This is a genomic window from Xenorhabdus bovienii, from assembly GCF_024721015.1.
GTDB classification, from domain to species: domain Bacteria; phylum Pseudomonadota; class Gammaproteobacteria; order Enterobacterales; family Enterobacteriaceae; genus Xenorhabdus; species Xenorhabdus bovienii.
Genome location: NZ_JANAIF010000036.1, coordinates 14,271 through 37,470, shown reverse-complemented (window position 1 = coordinate 37,470; position 23,200 = coordinate 14,271). Strand labels below are relative to the sequence as shown.

The 23,200-nt window shown below is 43.6% G+C and carries 22 protein-coding genes and 1 pseudogene; 4 read left to right on the top strand and 19 right to left on the bottom strand.

Annotated elements, in window-relative coordinates; genetic code table 11:
• Positions 1-17 precede the first annotated feature (17 nt).
• Both NXS07_RS11285 and purL read right to left on the bottom strand, forming a co-directional pair.
• On the bottom strand, positions 18-1,457 hold the full coding sequence (locus tag NXS07_RS11285; RefSeq protein WP_038196761.1) for a sensor histidine kinase: 1,440 nt from the start codon (positions 1,455-1,457) through the stop codon (positions 18-20).
• A gap of 910 nt (positions 1,458-2,367) precedes the next feature.
• Entirely contained in the window at positions 2,368-6,255 is a 3,888-nt protein-coding gene (gene purL, locus NXS07_RS11280; RefSeq protein WP_258086764.1) for a phosphoribosylformylglycinamidine synthase, read from the bottom strand.
• Positions 6,256-6,519: 264 nt separating this feature from the next.
• On the opposite strand from purL, the gene mltF reads away from it, so the two are divergent.
• The gene (gene mltF, locus NXS07_RS11275; protein WP_258086763.1) at positions 6,520-8,016 is read left to right on the top strand and encodes a membrane-bound lytic murein transglycosylase MltF; all 1,497 of its coding nucleotides are present in this window, start codon (positions 6,520-6,522) and stop codon (positions 8,014-8,016) included.
• Between the two features lie 28 nt (positions 8,017-8,044).
• On the opposite strand, the gene tadA is transcribed toward mltF, so the two are convergent.
• The gene (gene tadA / locus NXS07_RS11270) at positions 8,045-8,569 is read right to left on the bottom strand and encodes a tRNA adenosine(34) deaminase TadA (protein ID WP_038196760.1); all 525 of its coding nucleotides are present in this window, start codon (positions 8,567-8,569) and stop codon (positions 8,045-8,047) included.
• A 78-nt stretch (positions 8,570-8,647) separates the two neighbouring features.
• Positions 8,648-9,292, bottom strand: a complete 645-nt coding sequence (locus tag NXS07_RS11265; RefSeq protein WP_258086759.1) for an HD domain-containing protein — start codon at positions 9,290-9,292, stop codon at positions 8,648-8,650.
• Between the two features lie 19 nt (positions 9,293-9,311).
• On the opposite strand from NXS07_RS11265, the gene NXS07_RS22205 reads away from it, so the two are divergent.
• On the top strand, positions 9,312-9,440 hold the full coding sequence (locus NXS07_RS22205; RefSeq protein WP_434474352.1) for a VOC family protein: 129 nt from the start codon (positions 9,312-9,314) through the stop codon (positions 9,438-9,440).
• 1 nt (position 9,441) lies between these two features.
• Positions 9,442-9,561: pseudogene (locus tag NXS07_RS22200) on the top strand (glutathione transferase); the annotation flags it as partial.
• 10 nt (positions 9,562-9,571) lie between these two features.
• On the opposite strand, the gene NXS07_RS11255 reads toward NXS07_RS22200, so the two are convergent.
• The 5 genes from NXS07_RS11255 to NXS07_RS11235 all read right to left on the bottom strand — a co-directional run bounded on the left by NXS07_RS11255 (position 9,572) and on the right by NXS07_RS11235 (position 13,654).
• The gene (locus NXS07_RS11255) at positions 9,572-10,468 is read right to left on the bottom strand and encodes a DNA-3-methyladenine glycosylase family protein (protein WP_258086758.1); all 897 of its coding nucleotides are present in this window, start codon (positions 10,466-10,468) and stop codon (positions 9,572-9,574) included.
• A gap of 425 nt (positions 10,469-10,893) precedes the next feature.
• Positions 10,894-11,325, bottom strand: a complete 432-nt coding sequence (locus NXS07_RS11250; RefSeq protein WP_238099142.1) for a phage tail fiber protein — start codon at positions 11,323-11,325, stop codon at positions 10,894-10,896.
• Positions 11,325-11,774, bottom strand: a complete 450-nt coding sequence (locus NXS07_RS11245; RefSeq protein WP_258086757.1) for a phage tail protein — start codon at positions 11,772-11,774, stop codon at positions 11,325-11,327. Before NXS07_RS11245 ends, NXS07_RS11250 begins: the two co-directional genes overlap by 1 nt.
• Positions 11,775-11,922: 148 nt before the next feature.
• Complete coding sequence (locus NXS07_RS11240) at positions 11,923-12,609, bottom strand: hypothetical protein (protein WP_238099138.1); 687 nt, start codon at positions 12,607-12,609, stop codon at positions 11,923-11,925.
• A gap of 367 nt (positions 12,610-12,976) precedes the next feature.
• Positions 12,977-13,654, bottom strand: a complete 678-nt coding sequence (locus NXS07_RS11235; RefSeq protein WP_258086756.1) for a hypothetical protein — start codon at positions 13,652-13,654, stop codon at positions 12,977-12,979.
• A gap of 502 nt (positions 13,655-14,156) precedes the next feature.
• On the opposite strand from NXS07_RS11235, the gene NXS07_RS11230 reads away from it, so the two are divergent.
• Positions 14,157-14,417, top strand: a complete 261-nt coding sequence (locus tag NXS07_RS11230; RefSeq protein WP_258086755.1) for a YfhL family 4Fe-4S dicluster ferredoxin — start codon at positions 14,157-14,159, stop codon at positions 14,415-14,417.
• Positions 14,418-14,419: 2 nt separating this feature from the next.
• Here the strand turns inward: NXS07_RS11230 and acpS are convergent, their stop codons facing one another.
• The 10 genes from acpS to rseA all read right to left on the bottom strand — a co-directional run bounded on the left by acpS (position 14,420) and on the right by rseA (position 23,188).
• Positions 14,420-14,800 carry a holo-ACP synthase gene (gene acpS, locus NXS07_RS11225; RefSeq protein ID WP_038216278.1) on the bottom strand — a complete coding sequence of 127 codons (381 nt, stop codon included), beginning with the start codon at positions 14,798-14,800 and terminating at the stop codon, positions 14,420-14,422.
• Positions 14,800-15,531 (bottom strand): pyridoxine 5'-phosphate synthase, encoded by a 732-nt coding sequence (gene pdxJ / locus NXS07_RS11220; RefSeq protein ID WP_038198164.1) that lies wholly within the window; start codon positions 15,529-15,531, stop codon positions 14,800-14,802. The genes acpS and pdxJ overlap by 1 nt, the downstream gene beginning before the upstream one ends.
• A gap of 68 nt (positions 15,532-15,599) precedes the next feature.
• Positions 15,600-16,337, bottom strand: a complete 738-nt coding sequence (gene recO, locus NXS07_RS11215) for a DNA repair protein RecO (protein WP_258086754.1) — start codon at positions 16,335-16,337, stop codon at positions 15,600-15,602.
• Positions 16,338-16,346: 9 nt separating this feature from the next.
• Positions 16,347-17,252, bottom strand: a complete 906-nt coding sequence (gene era / locus NXS07_RS11210; protein WP_012989529.1) for a GTPase Era — start codon at positions 17,250-17,252, stop codon at positions 16,347-16,349.
• Positions 17,249-17,929: a ribonuclease III gene (gene rnc / locus NXS07_RS11205; RefSeq protein ID WP_012989530.1), complete on the bottom strand. Its 681-nt coding sequence runs from the start codon at positions 17,927-17,929 to the stop codon at positions 17,249-17,251. Before rnc ends, era begins: the two co-directional genes overlap by 4 nt.
• A gap of 186 nt (positions 17,930-18,115) precedes the next feature.
• A complete protein-coding gene (gene lepB, locus NXS07_RS11200) occupies positions 18,116-19,084 on the bottom strand; it encodes a signal peptidase I (RefSeq protein WP_038198161.1) in 969 nt (322 codons plus the stop codon).
• A 20-nt stretch (positions 19,085-19,104) separates the two neighbouring features.
• Positions 19,105-20,901, bottom strand: coding sequence for a translation elongation factor 4 (gene lepA, locus NXS07_RS11195; RefSeq protein WP_038198160.1), 1,797 nt, complete (start codon positions 20,899-20,901; stop codon positions 19,105-19,107).
• A 191-nt stretch (positions 20,902-21,092) separates the two neighbouring features.
• On the bottom strand, positions 21,093-21,557 hold the full coding sequence (rseC, locus tag NXS07_RS11190; protein ID WP_038205287.1) for a SoxR-reducing system protein RseC: 465 nt from the start codon (positions 21,555-21,557) through the stop codon (positions 21,093-21,095).
• Positions 21,557-22,516: a sigma-E factor regulatory protein RseB gene (gene rseB / locus NXS07_RS11185; RefSeq protein WP_258086753.1), complete on the bottom strand. Its 960-nt coding sequence runs from the start codon at positions 22,514-22,516 to the stop codon at positions 21,557-21,559. Before rseB ends, rseC begins: the two co-directional genes overlap by 1 nt.
• Before the next feature lie 21 nt (positions 22,517-22,537).
• Positions 22,538-23,188, bottom strand: coding sequence for an anti-sigma-E factor RseA (gene rseA / locus NXS07_RS11180; protein ID WP_258086752.1), 651 nt, complete (start codon positions 23,186-23,188; stop codon positions 22,538-22,540).
• Between the last annotated feature and the right edge of the window lie 12 nt (positions 23,189-23,200).

Here is a 23,200-nt window from a genome sequence, read left to right as displayed (position 1 = left end):
CCTGTTATACATATTATTTAGTCATTCTCTGCGGTTAATGGCAGTTCAATTCGAAAACATACGTCAGCAAATTCGGGTTCTATCAGATGCAGTTCTCCCCCCATCTGTTTAATACAATCTTGCGCAATACTCAAGCCAAGACCACTTCCTTTGACCGCGCCTTTGCGTTGCAGCTTTCCTTGATAAAATGGCTCGAAAATCATGCTTTTCTCTAATTCAGGGATAGGCGTCCCCGTATTAGCAATGTCAATCTGAATATTTTTACCTACTTGCCGACTGGAAATCCAGATGTTACCGGATTCAGCACCATAGTGCACTGCATTGGAGTAGAGATTATCAATCACTCGCATCAATAGTTTAGGCTCTGCCCAACAAAAAGATGTATCCAATTGAATTTCAGTATTAATATTTTTTGCACGTGCTGGTAGCTGATGTGACAATACGACGCTATCGACAATTTCTTTTAAAGATACATTCTGATGCTCGACAGAGCTATCTGCCAATTTGCGGTTATATTCGAGCAGCTGTTCAATGAGTTGTTGTAAATGTTTACTGCTGCTGTCCAGAATACTCACCACTTCCTTTTGATCTGCCGTCAGTGGCCCTGCTATTTCATCTGCCAGTAATTCTGTGCCTTCACGCATACTCGCAAGAGGCGTTTTTAATTCGTGGGAGATATGACGTAAAAATTCGTGCCGCTGAGATTCAAGCCAAGACAGACGTTCACTCAGCCAGATAATACGCTGCGCCAGTGATCGCAATTCCCGTGGCCCTTGGAAGGATTCAATCTGATTATCCAGTGTTTGCCCCGCCCCCAGCCGATTAATCATACTTTCGATCCCTTTCACCGGTCCGATAATCATACGGGTAAAAAGGGTGATCAAAAAAGCACTCAACAGGAATAAAATTAGGCTCTGCCAGCCAAATAACTGCCCTTTGTCTGCAATATCTTTTTGTAGTTGTTCACCACGAATGAAGATGATATTACGGGTTTCTTGCACCAAGAGATTATTGGCTGTGGAAAATTGTTCAAGCCGCTTGTTTGCCGCCGGTTCTGGCATGCCATTACTACAGGAAATTTTGGCAAGACCGGACAGTAATTGATTAAACCTCTCGGTATATTCCTTATTAGCCAGCATCATCATCTGATTGCCAAGCATGTTGAGGTACTGTCGGTATTGACGTTGATAGAGCTTTTCAAGCCTGGCATCCCCCAATACACAATACTGGCGGTAGCTCCGTTCCATTTCAAGGGCTACGCCTATCATCGCTTCGCTACGGCGGGCATCTGCCAAAGTCGTGCGGTTAATTTCGGCAGCTTGAGTACTGAGTTGATCAAGACTTTGATAAGCCTGATAAGCCAGTACTAAGAGTGGCAATAGCACCAGCCAGAAAGCCATTAACACCAATTGGCGCAATGAACGGGGAAATAAACGCCATTTATTCAAAGAAATCATCTCATAACCTGTAATTACATTGATGCTAACCGACATGAGGCGGAGAAAAAAGCCTACCAGATGATGAATTCTATTGTTACTTTTTCTAGTTTTTGAAAATAGTGGATTGTTGAGAGCTATGCGGGTGCATATACAAACGGATGCCTACATGAACACGATGGACAGGAGTTATCTGTAATAATGACGGCGGGATAGTATCTTATCTACTATCCCGCCAGTGAGAACCCTTCATACTGCTTGATGAGCATGTAGGTGGTGCCTCACTCCACGTGTCGCCCGTAGTTTGATAAGGCCCGAAGGCGAGTATCATTAAGTTGGACGGTAGGCACCTTACTTCGGCATCATTCTGGGCTTATGTGGCATATTTCCACCTAATTGTGGGCCGACATAAAAAGTTGAATGAGCAACTGCCCTTTATTAAGCATATTGCATGCCAACTTTCAAATAAAAACATTAACAAATTGATTTTATTGAAAATAAAAATAACATCCTCATACACTCTGCTTTGTGATGAATATTTTTTGATATCAATTATCTATTTTTGTCGCCAATTTATGACACTTAACCATATAAAATTATTTTATCAATAAAATCATATCATTAAATGTCTCTTATTTGAGACAGATTAAGAGGCCATTGTCGCAATATGGAGACATTTCAATTGAATTGCATCAACTCCAGTTTCTATTGGCACGCACGATAGATGATTATGTGAGTTCACATAGTGAGTACCATATCCTCAGCGTTCTTTTGCAGAACTGGCGCGGTGAGGGCTTACGAAACATTCGTGAGCAACACTCCTCATTGCTAAATCACAAAACCCGCGTAAAGCAGGTCTTGTGATTCTTAGCTTAAAACCCTGGTAAATCTTCAGGGACTAATACCAAAGGAAGAATGATAACGAAAGAAATTAGCCCAACTGTTTGCGCGCATTACGGAAAATACGCATCCATGGGCCGTCTTCCCCCCACTCTTTGGGATGCCAAGAATGGCTGACAGTACGGAATACCCTTTCAGGATGCGGCATCATCGCCGTCACTCGTCCATCAAGGCTAGTCACTGCAGTAATACCGTTCACAGAGCCATTCGGGTTAGCAGGATAGTTTTCTGTCGCCAGACCATAGTTATCGACAAAACGTAATGCAACCTGCTGGTGTTTTTCCAATTCAGTCAAACTCTGGCTATTTCTGAATTCCACCTGCCCTTCACCATGAGCAACCGCAATTGGTAAACGAGAACCCGCCATTCCTTGCAAAAACAGTGAAGGGCTATCTGCCACTTCCACTAAACTGAAACGTGCTTCATAGCGTTCTGAACGATTACGTACAAAACGCGGCCAGTGCTCAGTTCCCGGAATCAACTCATGTAAGTTGGAGATCATCTGGCAGCCGTTACACACACCAAGGGTTAAAGTATCCGGTCTTGCAAAAAAGTTCGCAAAATCATCCCGTACTTGTGAATTAAATAGAATGGATTTTGCCCAACCTTCGCCCGCACCCAGTACATCACCGTATGAGAAGCCACCACAAGCAACCAATGTCTGGAATTGATCCAGCGTAATCCGCCCACTCAGCAAGTCACTCATATGAACGTCCACAGCGTCAAAACCCGCACGATGGAATGCAGCCGCCATTTCGACATGGGAGTTCACACCTTGTTCGCGCAATACTGCAACTCTCGGACGCACTTGTTTCGAAATATAGCAAGCAGCAATATCTTCTGCCGGATCGAAGGTTAACTTCACATTCAAACCGGGATCGTTCAAATCCTGTTTCGCCTGATGCTCTTGGTCAGCACACTCTGGGTTGTCACGCAGGCGCTGCATCTGCCACGTCGTTTCCGCCCACCATAAGCGCAATGTGCTGCGATTTTGACGATAGACGTCCATATCGTTGCTGGAGATCACGAAATCCTCTCCCGCCTGAGCCTGCCCCAAATAGTGTACGCATTCGCTCAGGCCATAATCAGCCAGCAGTTTTTCAACCTGTTCTCTGTCGGTCTGACGAATTTGAATCACTGCGCCCAATTCTTCGCTAAACAGTGCTGCCAAAATATCTTCATCGAATGCACTGATATCAGCACGCAGCCCACAATGACCCGCAAAAGCCATTTCTGCCAGTGTCACCAACAAGCCACCATCGGAGCGATCGTGATAGGCCAGCAGCTTTTGTTCTGAAACTAATTGCTGAATCGCATTAAAGAAACCTGCGAGTTGCTCAGTACTGCGAACATCTGCGGTTTTGTCACCAAGCTGACGATAAACTTGCGCCAGTGCCGTCCCTCCTAATGCATTTTGCCCTTGCCCCAGATCAATCAGCAGCAGCGCGTTGTCATCATCGGTAGATAACTCTGGTGTCACGGTGTAACGAACATCCTCCACCCGTGCAAATGCAGTGATAACCAATGAAAGCGGTGCAGTCATTTCACGCTCTTCACCGTTTTGGTTCCAGCAAGTTTTCATCGACATGGAATCTTTGCCGACAGGAATTGTTAATCCCAGCGCCGGACACAGTTCTTCGCCCACCGCTTTTACCGCAGCATATAATCCGGCATCTTCCCCGGCATGGCCTGATGCTGACATCCAGTTAGCCGATAATTTCACCCGTTTCAGATCTTGTACATAAGCAGAGGCGATATTGGTCAGCGCTTCCCCGACCGCCATACGCGCCGATGCTGCAAAATTCAACAGAGCGATAGGCGCACGTTCACCTATTGACATCGCTTCACCATAATAGCTGTCCAAACTAGCCGTAGTGACAGCGCAATCCGCCACTGGAATTTGCCACGGGCCAATCATTTGATCACGAGCAACCATCCCAGTGATTGAACGATCGCCAATCGTAATCAGGAATGTTTTCTCTGCCACTGCCGGTAAGTGCAGGACTCGTTTTACCGCTTCAGCTAAATCAATACCTCTGCGTTCCAAATTATGACCCTGCGCTTTCAGTGTCACCACATTTTTCAGCATTTTTGGCGTCTTGCCGAGTAAAACATCCAGCGGCATATCGATGGGTTGATTATCGAAATGATTGTCATTCAGTAGCAAATGACGTTCTTCTGTCGCCTCTCCAATCACTGCATACGGAGCACGTTCACGACGACAAATGTCCTCAAACAGTGCAAGTTGTTCTGGTGCCACTGCCATGACATAACGTTCCTGAGACTCATTGCACCATACCTGCAATGGACTCATCCCCAGCTCATCATTGAGAATGTTACGCAACTCAAAGCGACCACCCCGGCCGCCATCGCTGACTAACTCAGGCATCGCATTTGACAACCCACCCGCCCCCACATCATGAATGAACAGGATCGGATTTTTATCCCCCAATTGCCAACAGCTATCGATCACTTCCTGGCAACGGCGCTCCATTTCTGCGTTGTCACGCTGCACTGATGCAAAATCCAGTTCCGCATCAGATTGGCCTGATGTCATTGAGGAAGCCGCACCGCCACCCAAACCGATATTCATGCTTGGGCCACCCAGTACGATCAACTTCGCGCCAATAGAAATATCGCCTTTCTGAATATGTTCTTCACGGATATTCCCGATCCCACCCGCCAACATGATGGGCTTGTGATAACCACGCAATTCTGCGCCATTATGGGAATTCACCTTTTCTTCATAAGTTCTGAAATACCCTAGCAACGCTGGACGCCCAAATTCATTGTTAAACGCAGCACCTCCCAACGGGCCTTCCAGCATGATATCCAGCGCACTGACAATCCGATCAGGCTTACCGAAATCTTCTTCCCACGGTTGTTCAAATCCGGGAATTTTCAGATTAGATACCGAAAAACCGACCAATCCGGCCTTGGGTTTTGCACCTCGCCCTGTTGCACCTTCATCCCGAATTTCCCCGCCTGATCCCGTTGCCGCACCGGGCCAAGGAGAAATGGCGGTTGGATGGTTATGAGTTTCAACTTTCATCAATATGTGGGCAGGCTCTTGGTGGTAATCATACACACCACTTTCACGATTGGGGAAAAAGCGCCCAACCGGCGAACCTTCCATCACGGCTGCATTGTCTTTATAAGCAGAGAAAACATAATCCGGCGTCTGTTCAAACGTGTTTTTGATCATCTTGAACAGTGAATTAGGTTGTTCCTGACCATCAATAACCCAATCTGCGTTGAAAATTTTGTGGCGGCAATGCTCAGAGTTCGCCTGCGCAAACATGTAGAGTTCAACATCGGTCGGGTTGCGCCCTAACGTCCGAAAGGCTCTCATCAGATAATCAATTTCATCGGCTGCCAAAGCCAATCCTAATTCAATATTGGCTGATTCCAATGCAGCACGCCCTGACTGCAAGATATTGATCTGTTTCAGTGGTGCAGGCTCTTGGTGAGAAAACAGGGCTTCAGCCTGTTCAGGTTGAGTGAACACACTTTCCATCATTCGATCATGCAGTAACGCAGACAGCTCCTGCCACTGCCCATCGCTCATTTCATCACTCTGGATATAATAGGCAATTCCCCTTTCCAAACGGGCAATCTGTTTCAGGCCACAATTGTGCACAATCTCTGTCGCTTTTGATGACCAGGGAGATATCGTGCCCGGACGAGGAGTCACCAGCAATAGTTGACCTTTAGGTTCATGTTCATCCAAAGAGGGGCCATATTTTAATAACCGATTTAATTTCTCCCGCTCATTTCCTATGATAGGCGAATGAATTTCTGCAAAATGCACATATTCTGCATAAATCTCTGTAACGGGAAGCTGCTGATCTTGGCACTGGGAAAGGAGCTTAGTAATACGAAACGCTGATAAAGCGGGCGATCCACGCAGAATTTCCATAGTAATAGGTTCTCTCATCTTAGAAGCAAAGCCTGACTGATGCCGCAGGGGGAAACGCCGACATTATAGAGGAATGTTTCCTTTGACGAAACCGTTTGCGTGACGGTTATTCAATCGAATAATACAATTAGTAGAATTTCAAAATTGATTCAATAAGGTTGCACATCCCAGTTTTGTTACGCAAAATGCTCAATTACTGGAAATTTAACCATGCTATATTTCACATTTCATACGGAACCTACCGCACTGACAAGAGATAACTATTTGAGCAATATCAAGATAAATTATTTTGTCATCGTCATTATCGCGCTCCTCTCTGCCGCAATCATTGGCCTCAATATCAATTGGCCCAACAAACAGCAGGAGCAGATAAACAGGATCCTGGCACGGGGAGAGCTTCGGATTAGTACCATCAGTTCCCCTCTGATTTCTGCAAACAGCAAAAATGAAGCAACGGGATTCGACTATGAATTAGCCAAACGATTTGCTGAATATCTAGGCGTAAAACTTGTCATTCATTTTCGCACTAATATTAACCAGATTTTTGATGACTTAGACAACGATAACGCAGATTTTCTGGCTGCTGGCCTTATCTATAATGAGGAACGGCTAGATCAGGCACGCACTGGCCCTGCCTACTACTCAGTCTCACAGCAACTGATTTACCGTAAGGGTACACCCCGCCCACGCACGTTTGGCGATTTAAACGGCACACTGGTTGTCACTGAGGGATCTGCCCATGCCAGAGAGCTAAAAAAATATAAAGAAGAGTCTTATCCCAATTTAACTTGGGAAGATACATCACGCGATAATACACGAGAATTACTTGAGCAGGTGTCCGAAGGTAAAATTGACTATACGATCAGCGATTCGATCAGTTTTTCCCTGCAACAGCGTATTCATCCTAATTTGGCCTTTGCTTTTGAAGTGAATGGGGAACGCCCTCTGACTTGGTATTTGAAGCGCAGTGATGACTATAGCCTTTACTCTGCCATGCTCGATTTTTTCAATCAGATGTCAGAAAACGATGTGATACCACAGCTGGAAGAAAAATATTTCAGTCATATCTACCAATTCGATTATTTTGATACTATTTCATTCATTCGCGCTATCAATAGTACATTACCGATATATCAGCCTATTTTTGAGAAATACGCTGGCTCACTTGACTGGCAGTTAGTTGCAGCCATCGCATGGCAAGAGTCACATTGGAACCCGCAGGCAACCTCACCCACAGGCGTTCGCGGTATGATGATGCTTACTCGCCCGACCGCAGAATGGGTCAAGATCAGTGATCGACTTGATCCGGAAGAAAGTGTAAAAGGGGGTATGGCTTATCTGCATTATCTGATGGAGCGGTTGCCGAAAACCATTCCTGAAGATGAACGTATCTGGTTCGCCCTAGCCGCTTATAACATGGGTTATGGGCATATTCTCGATGTCCGAAAACTCACGGCAGAACAAAAAGGTAATCCTGACCGTTGGCTGGATATCAAATCTCGCCTTGATCTGTTAAGCAAGAAAAAGTTCTATACCAACACAACATACGGCTATGCCCGTGGCTATGAAGCGTATCGCTATGTCGAAAACATTCGGCGTTATTATCAGAGTCTGGAAGGGTACTTGCGAGCAAAAAATAAACGCAGCAAGAAAGCGGAGCATGAAACACCAATAGATAAGGTCATCGTGCCTCTTTCAGATGGAGAAGGGAATAAAGCCGTGGTTAATGAAAAAACGCCGGAAGTCAAAACACCGACGTGATCTCAAAAAGTTCCTTAGCAATAACCGATTATGGCGTTTCCTGCTGTTGTATTTTTAATTTTTTCAATGCTTTATGCTGTTCTCTGCGTTGTTTAAAGAACGTACTCAACATCGTGGCACATTCTTGCGCCAGTACGCCACCAGTGATTTCAATCTGATGATTCATGCCCGGATGCCGTAGGATATCAATCAATGACCCGGCTGCGCCGGTTTTCATATCACTTGCACCATATACCAGCCGCTGTATCCGGCTATGCACCATCGCGCCTGCACACATAACACAGGGTTCCAGAGTGACGTATAGGGTCGTATTCAACAGACGGTAATTCTGCAATTCGATTCCACCACGCCGCAGAGCAATGATTTCTGCGTGGGCAGTAGGATCATGCTCGGTAATCGGATGATTATAGCCTTCTGCAATAATTTTATTATCGGCAACCAGTACAGCCCCGACGGGAATTTCGCCATGAGATTGTGCCTGCATTGCCAGCTCCATTGCCCGACGCATCCAGTATTCATCACTATATATTTCTGCACTATATATCTCTGTCACTACAGGTTCTCTTACTTATGAAAATCTCGCTAATTATAACTATTAGTCATTAATATTGATTCACTCATCTCAATTTGCTTATGTAACCTGAATTTCATTCAAAAAAGCCTCAAGAAAGTGTTCCATGCGTTCTGTCCTCTCACGAGCCATTTGCCTGCCCGTTTCCGTTTGAAAGCCAGATTCTATTTTGAATAGCTTGGTATAAAAATGATCAAGCGTGTAGCCAGTGTCATTATATTCACGGTGTTTTGCCAGAGGATCGTGAAAATCATACAGTGCAGAGCGCATACGGCCGGCAGTATAAAAACAACGAGCTACACCAACCATTCCAATGGAATCCAATCGATCAGCATCTTGTACAATTTTGGCTTCTAATGTTCTGGGAGTTAAACCGGCTGAGAAACTATGAGCTTCAATGGCATGGCAAACAGCAGCGATATCTTCTCCACCCCACCCTAGATTTTTCAGTATCAATGCCGCTTTTTCTGCAGCCATATGAGAAGCAAGATGTCGATTGGGATCATTTTTTTCAACGCTGACGCAATCGTGTAATAAAACTGCGGCCAATACCCACTGTAAATTTCCAGATTCAACCTCACAAATTCTCTTCGCGTTTCGCCATACTCTATGCAAATGGGCAATATCATGAGCGCCATCATCACCTTCTACTGCAATAGGCAAAAGTTGTTGAGCTAGATCTTCAAATGGTGAAAAAAATAACATCGCCAAAACCTCTCAATGAATGAAAATTAAAGGACAACTATTCATGCTGACAGACCTTAACCATCTGACACTGACAACCTCAAATCTTGAGCACAGTCTCGATTTCTATATAAACCTGTTAGGGTTTACTCCCTATGTCCGTTGGTAAGGGAGAATCGATTTATCTTCTCGACCCTGACGGACATCAACTTGAGATCCATGTTGGTTCCCTTGCAAGTCGCCTTAATACATTACGTAAAACACCTTACAAAGGATTAGAGTGGTATTGATGTTTCCCCATCAATACCCACTACTGGACTGCTGCCTCCATAAATGTGCAGCCACAAGTGCCTTCCAAGGAGAAAACTCTGACAGCCATGCTTCTGTTTGATCAGCGTTGACCTTGTCTCCCTGCCTGAGTAAGTATTGGAGGTTGCGCCTTACAGCCACATCGCCATGTAGTGAACCATTTAAATAATTAAATCCGCGCAACAAAGCGTAATTGATTGTCCACATGCCAATTCCCTTAATGGCGAGCAGATTATCCGTAAGCCGTTTAATTTCACCTTCTGTTATGGCTAATTTCAACTCACCCGAATCAATTAATTGGCTAACATTCAGCAACGCATTGGCTTTACTGACAGAAAAACCACACTGGCGTAGATCGTGTTCTGAACACTGAATTATTTGCTCATGAGTCGGATGACACAACAATCCTGAAGAATGTTTAACGCCAATAGCCTGAATAAATCGCCTACGGATAGAAATTGCCGCATTTAAGCTAATTTGCTGACCAATAATTGCCCAACTGAGTGCTTCAAAAGGTGTTGCTGACTGATAAATTCGTAACCCCGCCTGTCTGGTAACCAACTCGCCAATAACCGGATCAGCTTGATACATAGATTCAAATTCTTCAACAGGCTGCAACAATCCCAGCATATGTGAAGCTAGTGTGGATAAAGCCTTCTCTGATTGATGTGCGTCATCACCATCAACCTCAAGCTGGATCTGCGCCCGGTGTTTATCAATAGATACAGTCAGTAAAGCCGGATTTCCGTGCCAAATAATTCCCTTTTTCATTCGACTTTGTTGCACTATTTCAGAAGCACCCTTTTCATCTCTGTGATGAAAAGCCAAAAAATCTTGAGTGTGATAATTATCCGGTAATATTATTTCCGTAAAAGAGCTTAGTTTCATGACAAAAACTCCAGAGACACACAGAATCGAAAGATATTATCACAATCATTCACAACAACTTAGTTGGAAGAAGACCTATAATTATTGGGGATTTTTTTGATTGTGTGTTACATTGCGCGACACTGAAGAACCAGAGATATAAATAGATATTTTTCTGAAATGGCGCTATTAATTACCAAACGCTGCATCAATTGCGATATATGTGAACCATGCAATATAATAAGTAAAATCAATCAACTAAAATCATGTGTTATAGTTTGTGTTGTGCGTTTCTGAGGCACTAAATTGATAGGATCGGGACGAGTAACACAAAAACCATAAATAAATACTACTTTCATCTACTGAGTTTGTCCACTTGCTACCCCCCCAACATCCGACCACAATTCACCCAATCCACCCAACTACCCGCTAATCTCCCCTATTGGCTATTTATTGACGGCTGACGTGGCGCTATACTCCTGCTGAGGATCAGACACCAATACCTGTTTCTGGTTCCAGATAGAATCCTCCGGCATCTGGACACGGACGTCTAATCGGGTTCCTGCGGGTAAATCACAGGGTTCATCATCCGTGTAATGGGTCTGCTCATCCTGTGACTTAATGCGCCTGTTCTGCAATCTGGCAGGCATATGGGCGTTCTGTCGGTGAGTCACCTTAATTTCAATAGCCCCATCCGGCAGCACTTTATCATCGACATACACTAACTCATTACCATTGACGTCACGGGGAACACTGATACCGCCATGAACATCCCATGCACCGTCAGCGTTATAGCCAAGGATACAGGATATTTTGTAGTGACCAAGGGCATCCCTGTTACTGGACAGCACGGCCGCTTCGTTGATCACCTGAGACATTAGGCCACCTTCTGCTCAATGGTCATTAATGCGGTGAATAATTTGCCCTTATGCAGCGTGTCTTGCTGGCAACACAATACGCCGAAAATATTGCCTTTATTATCCGCCAGCGCCAGTGTATTGAAGTCAAAAGCCGTATCTTCAGGGAGATCCGATTCAGGGAGCGTGGCGTTGATTGAAATGGTGCTGCCGGAGACGGTACAAATCAGTAAACATTCCGCGAATTTCTTCAACAGATCTTTATTGGCGAAATTCAGCGGAATATCGGCAATGTCCCAGCCGCCGGTGGGGTTGGCGGTGACAAGGGATGACATCCCGAACCAGCCTTTGGTGATCAGAAACTGGCCGTTAACCCCGATGGCCGATTCCGCACGGCGACTGTAGTAATAGTTCAGTAATTGACCTTTATAGAGTTTTCCGTTTGATACGGAAGCGAGAGCATCTGCCATAAAACAACCTCATTCTGTGTATTTTATGGCAGTATAGAGGAACTATAATTTCCCAATAAACAGCTAGCATTGGTAGCTATGTATAGGGTGGTAAGACTACCCATATAATGGTTAAGCCTATTTAGGGGAGACTGCGCTAATAAAACCATCAAAATGGCTCATTTTTGGGTATGTATTGATTCCATAATGCCTCGCCTTCCTTGCTCTCCCAAGGTGGCGTAGTAGGTTTACCGTTCAACCAAAACTGTATTTTTTGTTGAACCCGAAAAAGATGTCTATTTCTATAAACCCATCTTAACTCACTCGCAGTTATATCTGATGATCCCCAAGAACTAGGATATTCTTTTTTTTGCACTATATATTCCATGTCTATATCATCAAGAATAAAATGTACATGCATATCTTTGGTCATTTCGTCATCGTTTATGGTTATCCAAGATAATCCCCCCTTGCATTTTCTACCGAGTTGTAACGTTACGTTAGCATTTATTTTTTCCCTTTCTTCTCCTTCTTCTTTTTTTATGTCTGCCAAGGATTTTTGGGTAGTGTAATATTTAGGATGCTGATCAAGATATGACATAAAGTTACTTTGGAAACGCTTTTTTTTCCCCAAGGTCATTCGGTTTTTTCGTTTCTGACCATCACTCCTCATCTCAGCGTCTACGGGAATCACATATTCATCTATTATTCGAGGTCGTACTCTGTACTGACTCATTTTTAGTTCAAGTAGTTTAAATTCAGGAAATTTTTTAGTGTAGTTTGTTCTTTGATCCTTTAGTCCATAAATAAGATCACCGAGATGAATTTTTTGCCTAAACGGTGCATTGAATGGCATTTTTGATCCTTATATCATTATCTTGTGTTTTTGATGATGAAATTTTACTTATGTTGGTGTTTTGTGCTGAGTTAATGTGATATTTCTGCCCTCAGTAGGTCTAGTGATTTATTCTTAATAATTTCTGATTGTTTTTATATTATCGGAAGGGTTCGTGCTATGCATCTGAGTAAATATTAACATTATCAAGTGGTTACGTATTAATATTCATGTCTAACATAAGCTGAAAGAAGCACTGGAACACTACTATTTCTGGCTTAACTTTGAGGTATAATTACGCATTAACCAAAATCAATCAGTTTAATCCTTTAACAAAATTATTCCCTCAAATAAGTTTTTTCTATATGGGTACATTAGAAAAACAAATCTATAGGTGAACCAGAGTTAAAAGCCTCTTCAATTTCAGACTTTGGTGTATATAGTCTCCATATTTTTTTCCTTCATCATTCTCCCAAGGTGGAGAGGTAGGGTGACCATTCAACCAAAATTGTATTTTTTCTTGAACACTGGGGAGATGTCTATTTCTATAAATCCATCTTAACTCGTGCGCAGTGATATCGGTTGGATTTCGAGCATTAGGGTGTCTGAGTTTTTTCACTATATATTTCATGTCTATATCATCAAGAATAAAATGTACATGCATATTCTTGGTTATACTGTCATTGCGCATAGTAATCCAAGCTAATCCTCCTTTACATTTTCTGCTGAATAAGCGTCCATCGTATGGAAGTCCACTAAGTGTGGTAGTCTGATATTTTTCATGGTGTTGAAGGTATGATGTGAAGCTTTCCTGATATAAAGGTCTTGTCTTCATTTTCATTATCTTATCTCGTTTTAATACTTCCGCCTTGGCAAGCGCTTCTCGCTCTCCTTGAACGACATACTCATCTATGGTGTGAGGTCTGGGTTTGTACACATCCCTGCGAAGATCAACGAATGTAAATGGCCCATTTCTCATTTGAGTGTATTTTATCCTGGCGCCATCTAACCCATAAATGAGGTCATCATGAGCAACTTTTTCTCTAAAAGGTTGATGAAAAGGCATTTTTTCTCCTTATATTATTATGCTATTTTTTTTGTGATGAGATTTCACTTATGTTAGTGTTTTGTTCTGAGTTAATGTAATATTTCCGCCCTCAGTAAGTCTAGTAATTTATTCTTAATAATTTCTGATTGTTTTTATATTATCCTGCCAAAGGAAGAGTTCCTGCTATACATCGGAATAAATATTAATATAAGCTAAAGGGGCTTGCATGACTCCCAGCTAGCCAGAGCGCTTAAATATTCGTCATTTTGATGAGATTTGGGTAATTGTATTACTACGCTTTTCATTAAGAACTCCGTAATACCATTACGTTGATATAATAGCTCACACATTACTATATTTTAGACATCAGAAATAAGTATGTGTTGCGGTTTTGTGTTACGGGATACGGTTTTTCAATGTAAGCCATACTGTATAAAAACACAAGAACCGGGCAAACGTAACGAATACAGAAGTGATTTAATTGTATGATTTTAAATGATAATTTATATAAGAGACTGAAATGGCGCTATTAATTACCAAACGCTGCATCAATTGCGATATGTGTGAACCTGAATGTCCCAATCAGGCCATCACAATGGGCGTAGAAATTTATGAAATTGACTCAGAACGCTGCACTGAATGCGTCGGACACTATGAAAAACCAACCTGCCAGTCCGTCTGCCCGATCACCAATACTATTATCCTTAACCCTGACCACCAAGAAACTGAAGAGCAACTGTGGGATAAGTTCGTGCTCTTACATCATGCAGATAAGATCTAAAATCAACTTTCCAATATCACCGTCGCACAGGCATAACGCCGTTCATCCGCTAATGTGACATGCAGGGATCTTACATTCAGTTTGTCAGCCAGAGTTTCTGCTTCACCATGAAGTTTTAATGTGGGTTTTCCCAAGGGATCATTAATAACTTCAAACTGATTGAAAGCCAGACCATTTCGAATACCTGTTCCCAGCGCTTTTGCGGCGGCTTCCTTAACAGCAAATCGCTTTGCAAGGAAACGAATCGGTTGATTATGCTGCTGATATTGTTGCCATTCTCTGTCACTTAGAACACGTTTTGCCAAGCGTTCACCAGAACGCTCGACAATTTCCTCAACGCGAGAAATTTCAACTATATCTGTGCCTAACCCAACAATAGCCATTAACGGCGCGCTTCCCGCAACAACGTTTTCATATCGGCCACAGCAGCAGGCAAACCACTGAATACGGCACGGCCAATGATGGCATGACCGATATTTAATTCATAAATCTCAGGTAAGGCAGCAATACGCTGTACATTGTGATATGTCAAACCATGACCCGCATTTACTTTGATGCCTTTACCAGCGGCGTAAGTCACAGCTTCTTTAATACGCAGAAATTCTTGTTCCTGCTGGGTATCATTTTCTGCATCTGCATACGCGCCTGTGTGGATCTCAATAAATGGCGCTCCCACTTCAGCCGCAGCGTCAATTTGCTGGTGATCTGCATCGATAAACAGGGAAACAAAAATACCTGCTTCCGATAAACGCTTAACGGCAGCAGCAATATGCACTTTTTGCCCTAATACATCCAAGCCACCTTCCGTTGTCACTTCTTGGCGCTTTTCAGGAACCAAACAACAGAAAACGGGTTTGATTTGGCAAGCAATATCAATCATTTCATCGGTTACTGCCATTTCAAGGTTCATACGGGTTTGAATCGTTTTTGCTAATAGTTGAACATCTCTATCAGTAATATGGCGGCGATCTTCACGCAGGTGAACGGTGATCCCATCAGCTCCTGCTTGCTCTGCAACAAATGCAGCCTGTACTGGATCAGGATACTGTGTCCCGCGGGCATTACGTACCGTTGCAATGTGATCAATGTTAATACCTAATAATACCTCAGCCATTTTTAACTCCTGTAATAACATAAGATTCAAGAAAGTATACACTTGCCATCATAAAGAAAAATCACATTTTAATTTTCATTTTGCTGATTAGGGGTATCAGTTTTTTTACGTACGAATTGGCGAAATAATTCACGACTTTTTAAGGGCTTCCCCCCCAAATAAGGCTTCAGCGCAATGCGAGTAAATCGTTTAGCTGCTTTCAAGGTGAGTGAATCAGTAAATTCACCGGCTGCCAACGCTTTTAGTTCATTACCAGTAAAACTGAAGTGATCAACAACCAGGCTGGCAATAAAGCCTTTTTCTTCACGGTAACGATAAGTCATTGTATCTGACACAGGTTCACCACTACCTGCACAATGAAGATAGTCTACTCCATATCCCATATTGGTTAGCAAGGCGAGTTCAAAACGACGTAAAGCATATTCAGGCGTGCATTCACTTGCCGCAAGAATTTGTAAACATTGAAGATAATCAAAGAAAAGTGCAGGATATGCCGCGCCTTGTTCAAGAACTCTGGATAATAGCTCGTTTACGTATAAACCGCTATATAGCACACTTCCTGTCAAGGGAAGCGCTAATGAGATAGGGTCAGCATCCCGCAATGTTTTGATTTCACCCCGTCCACTCCAACGAACAAGCAACGGGGTGAAAGGTTGCAGGCAACCTTTCAGATGAGAGCGACGACGGCGTGCACCTTTCGCTAAAACACGTACCCGCCCTTCATTTTCAGTAAAGAAATCCAGTAGTAAACTGGTCTCGCTGTAAGGGCGCCCATGAAGTACGAAAGCTCTCTGCCAGCCGTCCACAAATCAACCTTATAAGTCGTCGATATAACCGAGGCTGCGCAGCGCTCGCTCATCATCAGCCCAACCCGCTTTCACTTTTACCCACAGTTCTAAATGAACTTTATTATCAAACAGCTTTTCCATATCCTGACGGGCTTCTATGCCAATCGTCTTGATTTTGCTGCCTTTATTACCAATAACCATTTTTTTCTGGCCTTCACGCTCTACCAGAATTAAACCGTGAATGGTGTAACCACCGCGTTCATTGGTAACGAATTGTTCAATTTCCACTGTCACAGAATAAGGCAGTTCATCACCCAGAAAACGCATCAGTTTTTCACGGATGATTTCTGATGCCATAAAACGCTGTGAGCGATCAGTAATGTAATCATCTGGGAAATGGTGTCCAGCTTCCGGGATATGAGCACGCACAATTTTGGCAATAGTATCAACGTTCATGCCTTTTTCTGCACTAATCGGCACAACATCAAGGAAATTCATCTGCTTGCTGAGAAAACCGATATGGGGCAGAAGGATGGCTTTATCCGTGACATTGTCCACTTTATTAATGGCCAATATCACTGGGCAATGCAAATTACGCAGTTTATTCACAACCATTTCGTCATCTGCTGTCCAGTGTGTACCTTCGACAACGAAAATAACCAGTTCCACATCACCAATTGAGCTGCTCGCCGCACGGTTCATCAAACGGTTAATAGCACGCTTTTCTTCTATGTGAAGCCCCGGTGTATCAACATAAATGGCTTGATAAACCCCTTCCGTATGGATACCCATAATACGATGCCGCGTCGTCTGGGGTTTACGGGAAGTGATAGATATCTTCTGGCCCAGTAACTGATTCAATAAAGTCGATTTACCGACATTGGGCCGCCCGACTATTGCCACAAATCCGCAATAGTTTTTTTCTTCGCTCATTCAAGCTCCAGTTGTTTTAATGCTTGTTCCGCAGCCGCCTGTTCTGCCTTGCGACGGCTGGAACCTACTCCTCTAACAGGTTGTTCAAATCCACTGATTTGACAGTGAATTGTAAATTCCTGATCGTGTGCTTCCCCACGAACCTGAACAACCAGATATGATGGCAACGGCAAATGACGCCCTTGCAGATATTCCTGTAAACGTGTTTTGGGATCTTTTTGCTTGTCGCCCGGGCTAATTTCATTCAAGCGAGTTTCATACCAACTCAATATAATCCTTTCAATTGTCTGAATATCGCTATCCAGAAAAATAGCCCCAATCAAAGCTTCAATGCTATCTGCTAAAATAGATTCGCGGCGATGCCCACCGCTTTTTAACTCACCTGGCCCCAAACGCAGACATTCACCTAACTCAAATTCTCTGGCCAGTTCAGCCAGCGTATTGCCTCGCACCAGTGTTGCCCGCATACGGCTCATATCCCCTTCATCAACACGGGGAAAACGGTGATAAAGTGCATTGGCAATAACAAAACTCAGGATTGAGTCGCCAAGAAATTCCAGACGCTCATTATGTTTACTATTGGCACTACGATGAGTCAGCGCCTGAAGTAACAAATCATGCTGTATAAAGGTATATCCCAGCTTACGCTGTAACCTATTAATTATTATGGAGTTCATGTGCTACCAATTCAGTCAGAATTCATCAAAAAAGCACACGCAACAGACCTGTGGGGATAGGCCCTACAAAACTGTTGCGTTTGCACTGGCTTCCTAAAATGTCCATCATTCTAGAAAGCCAGTCATCTCGTTTGGCAGAATATTCTACACTGTGAGATGAATTAATGCTTCGCTAATATATAAATATTAGTGAATTCCCCCAATTCGACTCAGACGTACGCCAGTGGGCCACTCGCCTTCCTGTTTTTCAAAACTTATCCAGATTGCTGTTGCTCGCCCTACCAGATTTTTCTCCGGCACAAATCCCCATACCCGGCTATCCGAACTATTGTCACGGTTATCGCCCATCATGAAATAATGACCTTCAGGGACAACCCAAGTTCCAAGTGGCAACCCTGGCTGACTGAAAAACGGGATATTTGATGCTCCAGGGACAGTCAAAATGTGGTGTGACACATTACCTAAACGCTCAACCCGTTCCCCCTGGCGAATACTGTTTGATCCCAGTTGTTCTTCGATAGGAATTGGATAAACCCCTCTCATAGGTGCGCCTTCAGGAGTAATATCCTCTTTGATAGTCCATTCACTTGGGAACATATCTCGATAAGTAACAGGTAAATTCTTACACACCGTATTCCAACCACAACCAGGAAAAACCTGAAGTTCTTTATTTATGTCATCGTAAACAATTTTATCTCCAGGCAAGCCAATGACACGCTTTACAAAATCCAGACTCGGATTAACGGGATATTTAAAAACTGCAATATCTCCACGCTTAGGCTTACCTGTTTTAATCAAAGTTGTCTGTGTAATTGGATCTTTCAAACCATAGGCAAATTTTTCAACTAGGATGAAATCCCCAATCAGCAGCGTTGGCATCATCGAACCTGAAGGGATCTGGAAAGGTTCATAAACAAAAGAACGCAGAAGCAAAACAATGGCTAACACAGGAAAGACAGATGCAAATGTCTCAACCCATGAAGGTTTGTTAATCTCTGTAGCCAAAGCTTCCTGAGATTCCGCACCTGCTGCCTGTTCCTGAATCTGAGCAAGTTTTTTCCTGCGTTCAGGGGCGAATTTAAACCGATCTATACACCAGATAATACCGGTGATTAACGTTGCTAACGTTAAGATCAAGGCAAAAGTGTTAGCCATTTAGACTCCTTACAACCTTGTTAGTTATCTTTTCCAACATGCAGAATTGCTAAAAACGCTTCTTGCGGTAGTTCAACGTTTCCTACCTGCTTCATACGTTTTTTACCATCTTTCTGTTTCTGCAATAATTTTTTCTTACGGCTAACGTCACCGCCATAACATTTCGCAAGTACGTTTTTACGTAACTGTTTGACAGTTGCACGCGCAATAATGTGAGCACCGATGGCAGCCTGAATCGCAATGTCAAATTGCTGACGCGGGATCAACTCCTTCATTTTGTCCACCAGCTCACGACCACGATATTGTGAGTTCTCACGATGAGTAATCAATGCCAACGCATCAACACGTTCACCGTTAATCAAAACATCCACTCGTACCATGTCTGAGTGTTGAAAACGGATGAAATTATAATCCAGAGACGCATAACCACGAGAAGTCGATTTCAGACGGTCAAAGAAATCCAGCACAACTTCAGCCATGGGTATTTCGTAAGTCAGTGCAACCTGATTACCGTGATAAACCATATTAGTCTGTACACCACGCTTTTCCACACACAGCGTTATAACATTACCGAGGTATTCCTGCGGTAACAGCATGTTACATTCCGCAACCGGTTCACGCAGTTCTTTAATATTATTTAATGGCGGTAATTTGGATGGACTATCCACGTAAATAATATCATCACTGACTGTCTCAACTTCATAAACAACTGTTGGTGCAGTAGTAATCAGATCAAGATCATATTCACGTTCCAGACGTTCCTGAATGATTTCCATATGCAGTAAGCCCAGGAAGCCACAGCGGAAACCAAAGCCCAGTGCAGTAGAACTTTCTGGCTCGTAAAATAATGAAGCATCGTTTAGGCTCAATTTACCCAAAGCGTCGCGAAAGGCTTCATAGTCTTCAGAACTGATAGGGAACAGACCTGCATAAACCTGTGGTTTAACCTTTTGGAAACCTGGCAGCGCTTTGTCCGCTGGCTGACGCGCAGTTGTCAGAGTATCCCCGACTGGCGCTCCCAGAATGTCTTTGATCGCACAGACCAACCAACCTACTTCACCACAGTTCAATATATCACGGTCGATACGCTTCGGTGTAAAGATCCCCAGACGGTCAGCGTTATATACCTGTCCCGTGCTCATCACTTTAATTTTATCGCCTTTACGCAATGTACCGTTTTTAACACGGACAAGCGAAACAACACCAAGGTAATTGTCAAACCATGAGTCAATAATCAAGGCCTGCAATGGTGCATCGGAATTGCCCTCTGGTGGCGGGATCTCTTTAACCAGACGTTCAATGACATCCTGCACACCCACACCTGTTTTCGCAGAGCAGCGGACGGCATCTGTCGCATCAATGCCAACAATGTCTTCGATTTCCTCAGCTACACGCTCTGGTTCAGCGGCGGGCAAGTCAATTTTGTTCAGAACAGGAACAACTTGCAGATCCATTTCGATGGCGGTATAGCAGTTAGCCAGCGTCTGAGCTTCAACACCCTGCCCCGCATCAACAACGAGTAAAGCCCCTTCACAGGCAGCCAGAGAGCGGGAAACTTCGTAAGAGAAGTCAACATGGCCTGGCGTGTCGATAAAATTTAGTTGATAGACTTGTCCGTCAATTGACTGGTAATCAAGAGTGACACTTTGTGCCTTGATGGTGATACCGCGTTCACGCTCGAGATCCATTGAGTCGAGTACTTGTGCTGCCATTTCGCGATCGGACAGCCCCCCACAGATTTGAATAATCCGGTCAGATAGTGTGGATTTACCGTGGTCGATGTGGGCGATAATGGAGAAATTTCGTATTTGCTTCATTATTAAACTTTTTTTGCCTTAATATTTCTGAATCATTCGCCTATGGACACACAGATGGACATAAAGCGACAGTTTATAGGTTTGGCCACTGGCCAAAGAGGCGTATTCTACATGCCAAACCTGCGAAAACCTAGTCATGCCTGTGGTTTTCAGTATGACCAGAAAGTGAGAGCTGTTAATAGTAAAGCAGATTATTCCTGCTGTAGAACCTTAATCGTATCAGGAGGTAAACCAATTTGTAACACAACGGGCTGGTACGCTTGCTGATTATCCCAATACTTAGCTATCTTGCGGGCAAAGAAGAAACCAGTAACCCCGCCGATAACGCCTCCCATAACTACCCATAACTGGTCAGTTACCCAATATTGGAAGAGCAAGCCCCCTAAGAACAACCCTAATAATGGGGTCAAATAAACTAACATTGCTGAACGCAGTAAGCTACTTTCAGGTATACCTACTTCTACTTTTTGACCAGGTTGAAGAGGTTGGGAAATTTCCAGTTCTAACTGATGAATATTCTTTGGCCCCAGTTTTTCCAATAAATAAGAGCCACAGGCGGCGTTGGCCTGACAACTGCCACAACCTGAAGATGAGCCATAACGCAATAGTGCGCGACCTTTTTGCCAACGGACAACCGTCGCCCATTCTTTAACCATCAATGATCTCCCGTAAACGTCACACTTGCTACAATCTGCTTGGCGGTTGCGAAAGGCAGTTCGCCAACGATTGCAATGGTATTTTTACCTCTGACCAAAGTATAAACCGTTCGCCGACCTTGTCGAAATGGTTGTTTATTGACTACTTCTTTACCTGCATGGGCCACATTTACAGAAAATTGAAACAGTCCATCACTATACATGATGGATTCCAACGATTCTGTTTCTGCTAGTTTGAGTCTATTACGGGAAATTTCTTTGAAACCTTCAGGCATTTTCCCCACCTGCCAATCGAATTTCACTTTTTCAGACGGCGAAATAGCCAGCATTGGTGGTAATTTCAAATCGACAATAGCAATCAGATCTTTTTTTATACTGTCATTCACTGTTGATGACACCACGCGGAATTGCTCAATAACAATATTATGATCCTTGTCCAACAGATCAATCAGCAAGGGAAGATGACTTTTTGCATCAATCAACAGGTTATAATTATAACGAGTTTCATCTTTCGATATGATACGAACAAAGTACACAGGATGATCACCAACGTGGGTACTGCCCACATCAATGAAGCGATAGTACTTCTGTAATCGCGAGAAATCCGCAAAAATAATCGGTGGAAAATAATCCACAATGTGGTTGCCACGTAGACTAAAAGAATCTAGGCCTGGCTCGTAATAGCTGATTTGGTTACCGCGTTGGATAATTTCGCGGCGCGATCCATCCATCTGTATGATTTGAGCAATGGGTTGACCATCGATAATAGCATGGCGGTAACGCAGGGGGATCAGAAGTTCTCGCTCTAAATTAATGAAAGCAAGCTCATAATTCAGAGTTTGTACGGCATTTCCCATATCCTGTAACAAAGCCTCGGTGCCGCTTTGCTGCGCCGAGGCTTTCAAAGGATTGAACAGGCTACCCGCCAACAAGAAGATGAAAAAACAAATATGTTTCATTAACTTCTCAGATACGTTTCATTATTGCTGTGGAGCCTGTTGTATTTTTGCTCCCACAGACTGAGTATTATCAGCCGGTGGCAGCCTCTGGTTTTGTTCTGAATGAATGCGCCGGGAAAGTTCATACTGTTGCAGCATAGCATCAATGCGTTTATTGCTTTCCCGCACTTGCATGTTCAAATCACTGCCTAAAGCTTCATCATCTACAGGCGCAGCTAAACCGACAGGTGAAGCGGAACCCATAACAGGCAATGTATTGAAGACTGGCGTATCAGATTGTGTATCCGCGTCAACACTGCCATCGCTGTTATATTGCTGGACTCCAATAATCACCGCCAATGATACACACGCAGCAATGCCGATTTGTGTCATCTGGCTCGCCCACGGGCGAATTTTGTTCCAGAACGGCATTTTCTGCCATGTTTCAGGTTTTGGCTGAGATTCTGGAATAGCGGCTGGATTGATATGAATCGGCTCTTTTTCAAGCGCCAATGCGACTCGGCTCGCGATATCCAAATGTAATACATCACCTACATCACCACGCAATGTGTCACGGATGAGGTGATATCTTTCCCACTGTTTCTGCATCACAGTGTCTTCAGCGATCAAACGAACGACTTCACTATCAAGAGCTTCGCCATCCATTAATGCGGAAAGTTTCTCTCTTTGCATGCCAAAGTACCC

What these genes read in the sequence shown, in the direction of transcription:
- NXS07_RS11285 (WP_038196761.1), bottom strand. Translation starts at nt 1,457, where the DNA reads ATGATTTCTTTGAATAAATGGCGTTTATTTCCCCGTTCATTGCGCCAA.
- NXS07_RS11240 (WP_238099138.1), bottom strand. Translation starts at nt 12,609, where the DNA reads ATGCCATTCAATGCACCGTTTAGGCAAAAAATTCATCTCGGTGATCTT.
- acpS (WP_038216278.1), bottom strand. Translation starts at nt 14,800, where the DNA reads ATGGCTATTGTTGGGTTAGGCACAGATATAGTTGAAATTTCTCGCGTT.
- rseC (WP_038205287.1), bottom strand. Translation starts at nt 21,557, where the DNA reads ATGGTTAAAGAATGGGCGACGGTTGTCCGTTGGCAAAAAGGTCGCGCA.
- rnc (WP_012989530.1), bottom strand. Translation starts at nt 17,929, where the DNA reads ATGAACTCCATAATAATTAATAGGTTACAGCGTAAGCTGGGATATACC.
- NXS07_RS11235 (WP_258086756.1), bottom strand. Translation starts at nt 13,654, where the DNA reads ATGCCTTTTCATCAACCTTTTAGAGAAAAAGTTGCTCATGATGACCTC.
- purL (WP_258086764.1), bottom strand. Translation starts at nt 6,255, where the DNA reads ATGGAAATTCTGCGTGGATCGCCCGCTTTATCAGCGTTTCGTATTACT.
- NXS07_RS22205 (WP_434474352.1), top strand. Translation starts at nt 9,312, where the DNA reads ATGAAAATTAAAGGACAACTATTCATGCTGACAGACCTTAACCATCTG.
- NXS07_RS11230 (WP_258086755.1), top strand. Translation starts at nt 14,157, where the DNA reads ATGGCGCTATTAATTACCAAACGCTGCATCAATTGCGATATGTGTGAA.
- rseA (WP_258086752.1), bottom strand. Translation starts at nt 23,188, where the DNA reads ATGCAAAGAGAGAAACTTTCCGCATTAATGGATGGCGAAGCTCTTGAT.
- NXS07_RS11250 (WP_238099142.1), bottom strand. Translation starts at nt 11,325, where the DNA reads ATGTCTCAGGTGATCAACGAAGCGGCCGTGCTGTCCAGTAACAGGGAT.
- NXS07_RS11265 (WP_258086759.1), bottom strand. Translation starts at nt 9,292, where the DNA reads ATGTTATTTTTTTCACCATTTGAAGATCTAGCTCAACAACTTTTGCCT.
- pdxJ (WP_038198164.1), bottom strand. Translation starts at nt 15,531, where the DNA reads ATGGCTGAGGTATTATTAGGTATTAACATTGATCACATTGCAACGGTA.
- lepB (WP_038198161.1), bottom strand. Translation starts at nt 19,084, where the DNA reads ATGGCTAACACTTTTGCCTTGATCTTAACGTTAGCAACGTTAATCACC.
- NXS07_RS11255 (WP_258086758.1), bottom strand. Translation starts at nt 10,468, where the DNA reads ATGAAACTAAGCTCTTTTACGGAAATAATATTACCGGATAATTATCAC.
- lepA (WP_038198160.1), bottom strand. Translation starts at nt 20,901, where the DNA reads ATGAAGCAAATACGAAATTTCTCCATTATCGCCCACATCGACCACGGT.
- NXS07_RS11245 (WP_258086757.1), bottom strand. Translation starts at nt 11,774, where the DNA reads ATGGCAGATGCTCTCGCTTCCGTATCAAACGGAAAACTCTATAAAGGT.
- era (WP_012989529.1), bottom strand. Translation starts at nt 17,252, where the DNA reads ATGAGCGAAGAAAAAAACTATTGCGGATTTGTGGCAATAGTCGGGCGG.
- rseB (WP_258086753.1), bottom strand. Translation starts at nt 22,516, where the DNA reads ATGAAACATATTTGTTTTTTCATCTTCTTGTTGGCGGGTAGCCTGTTC.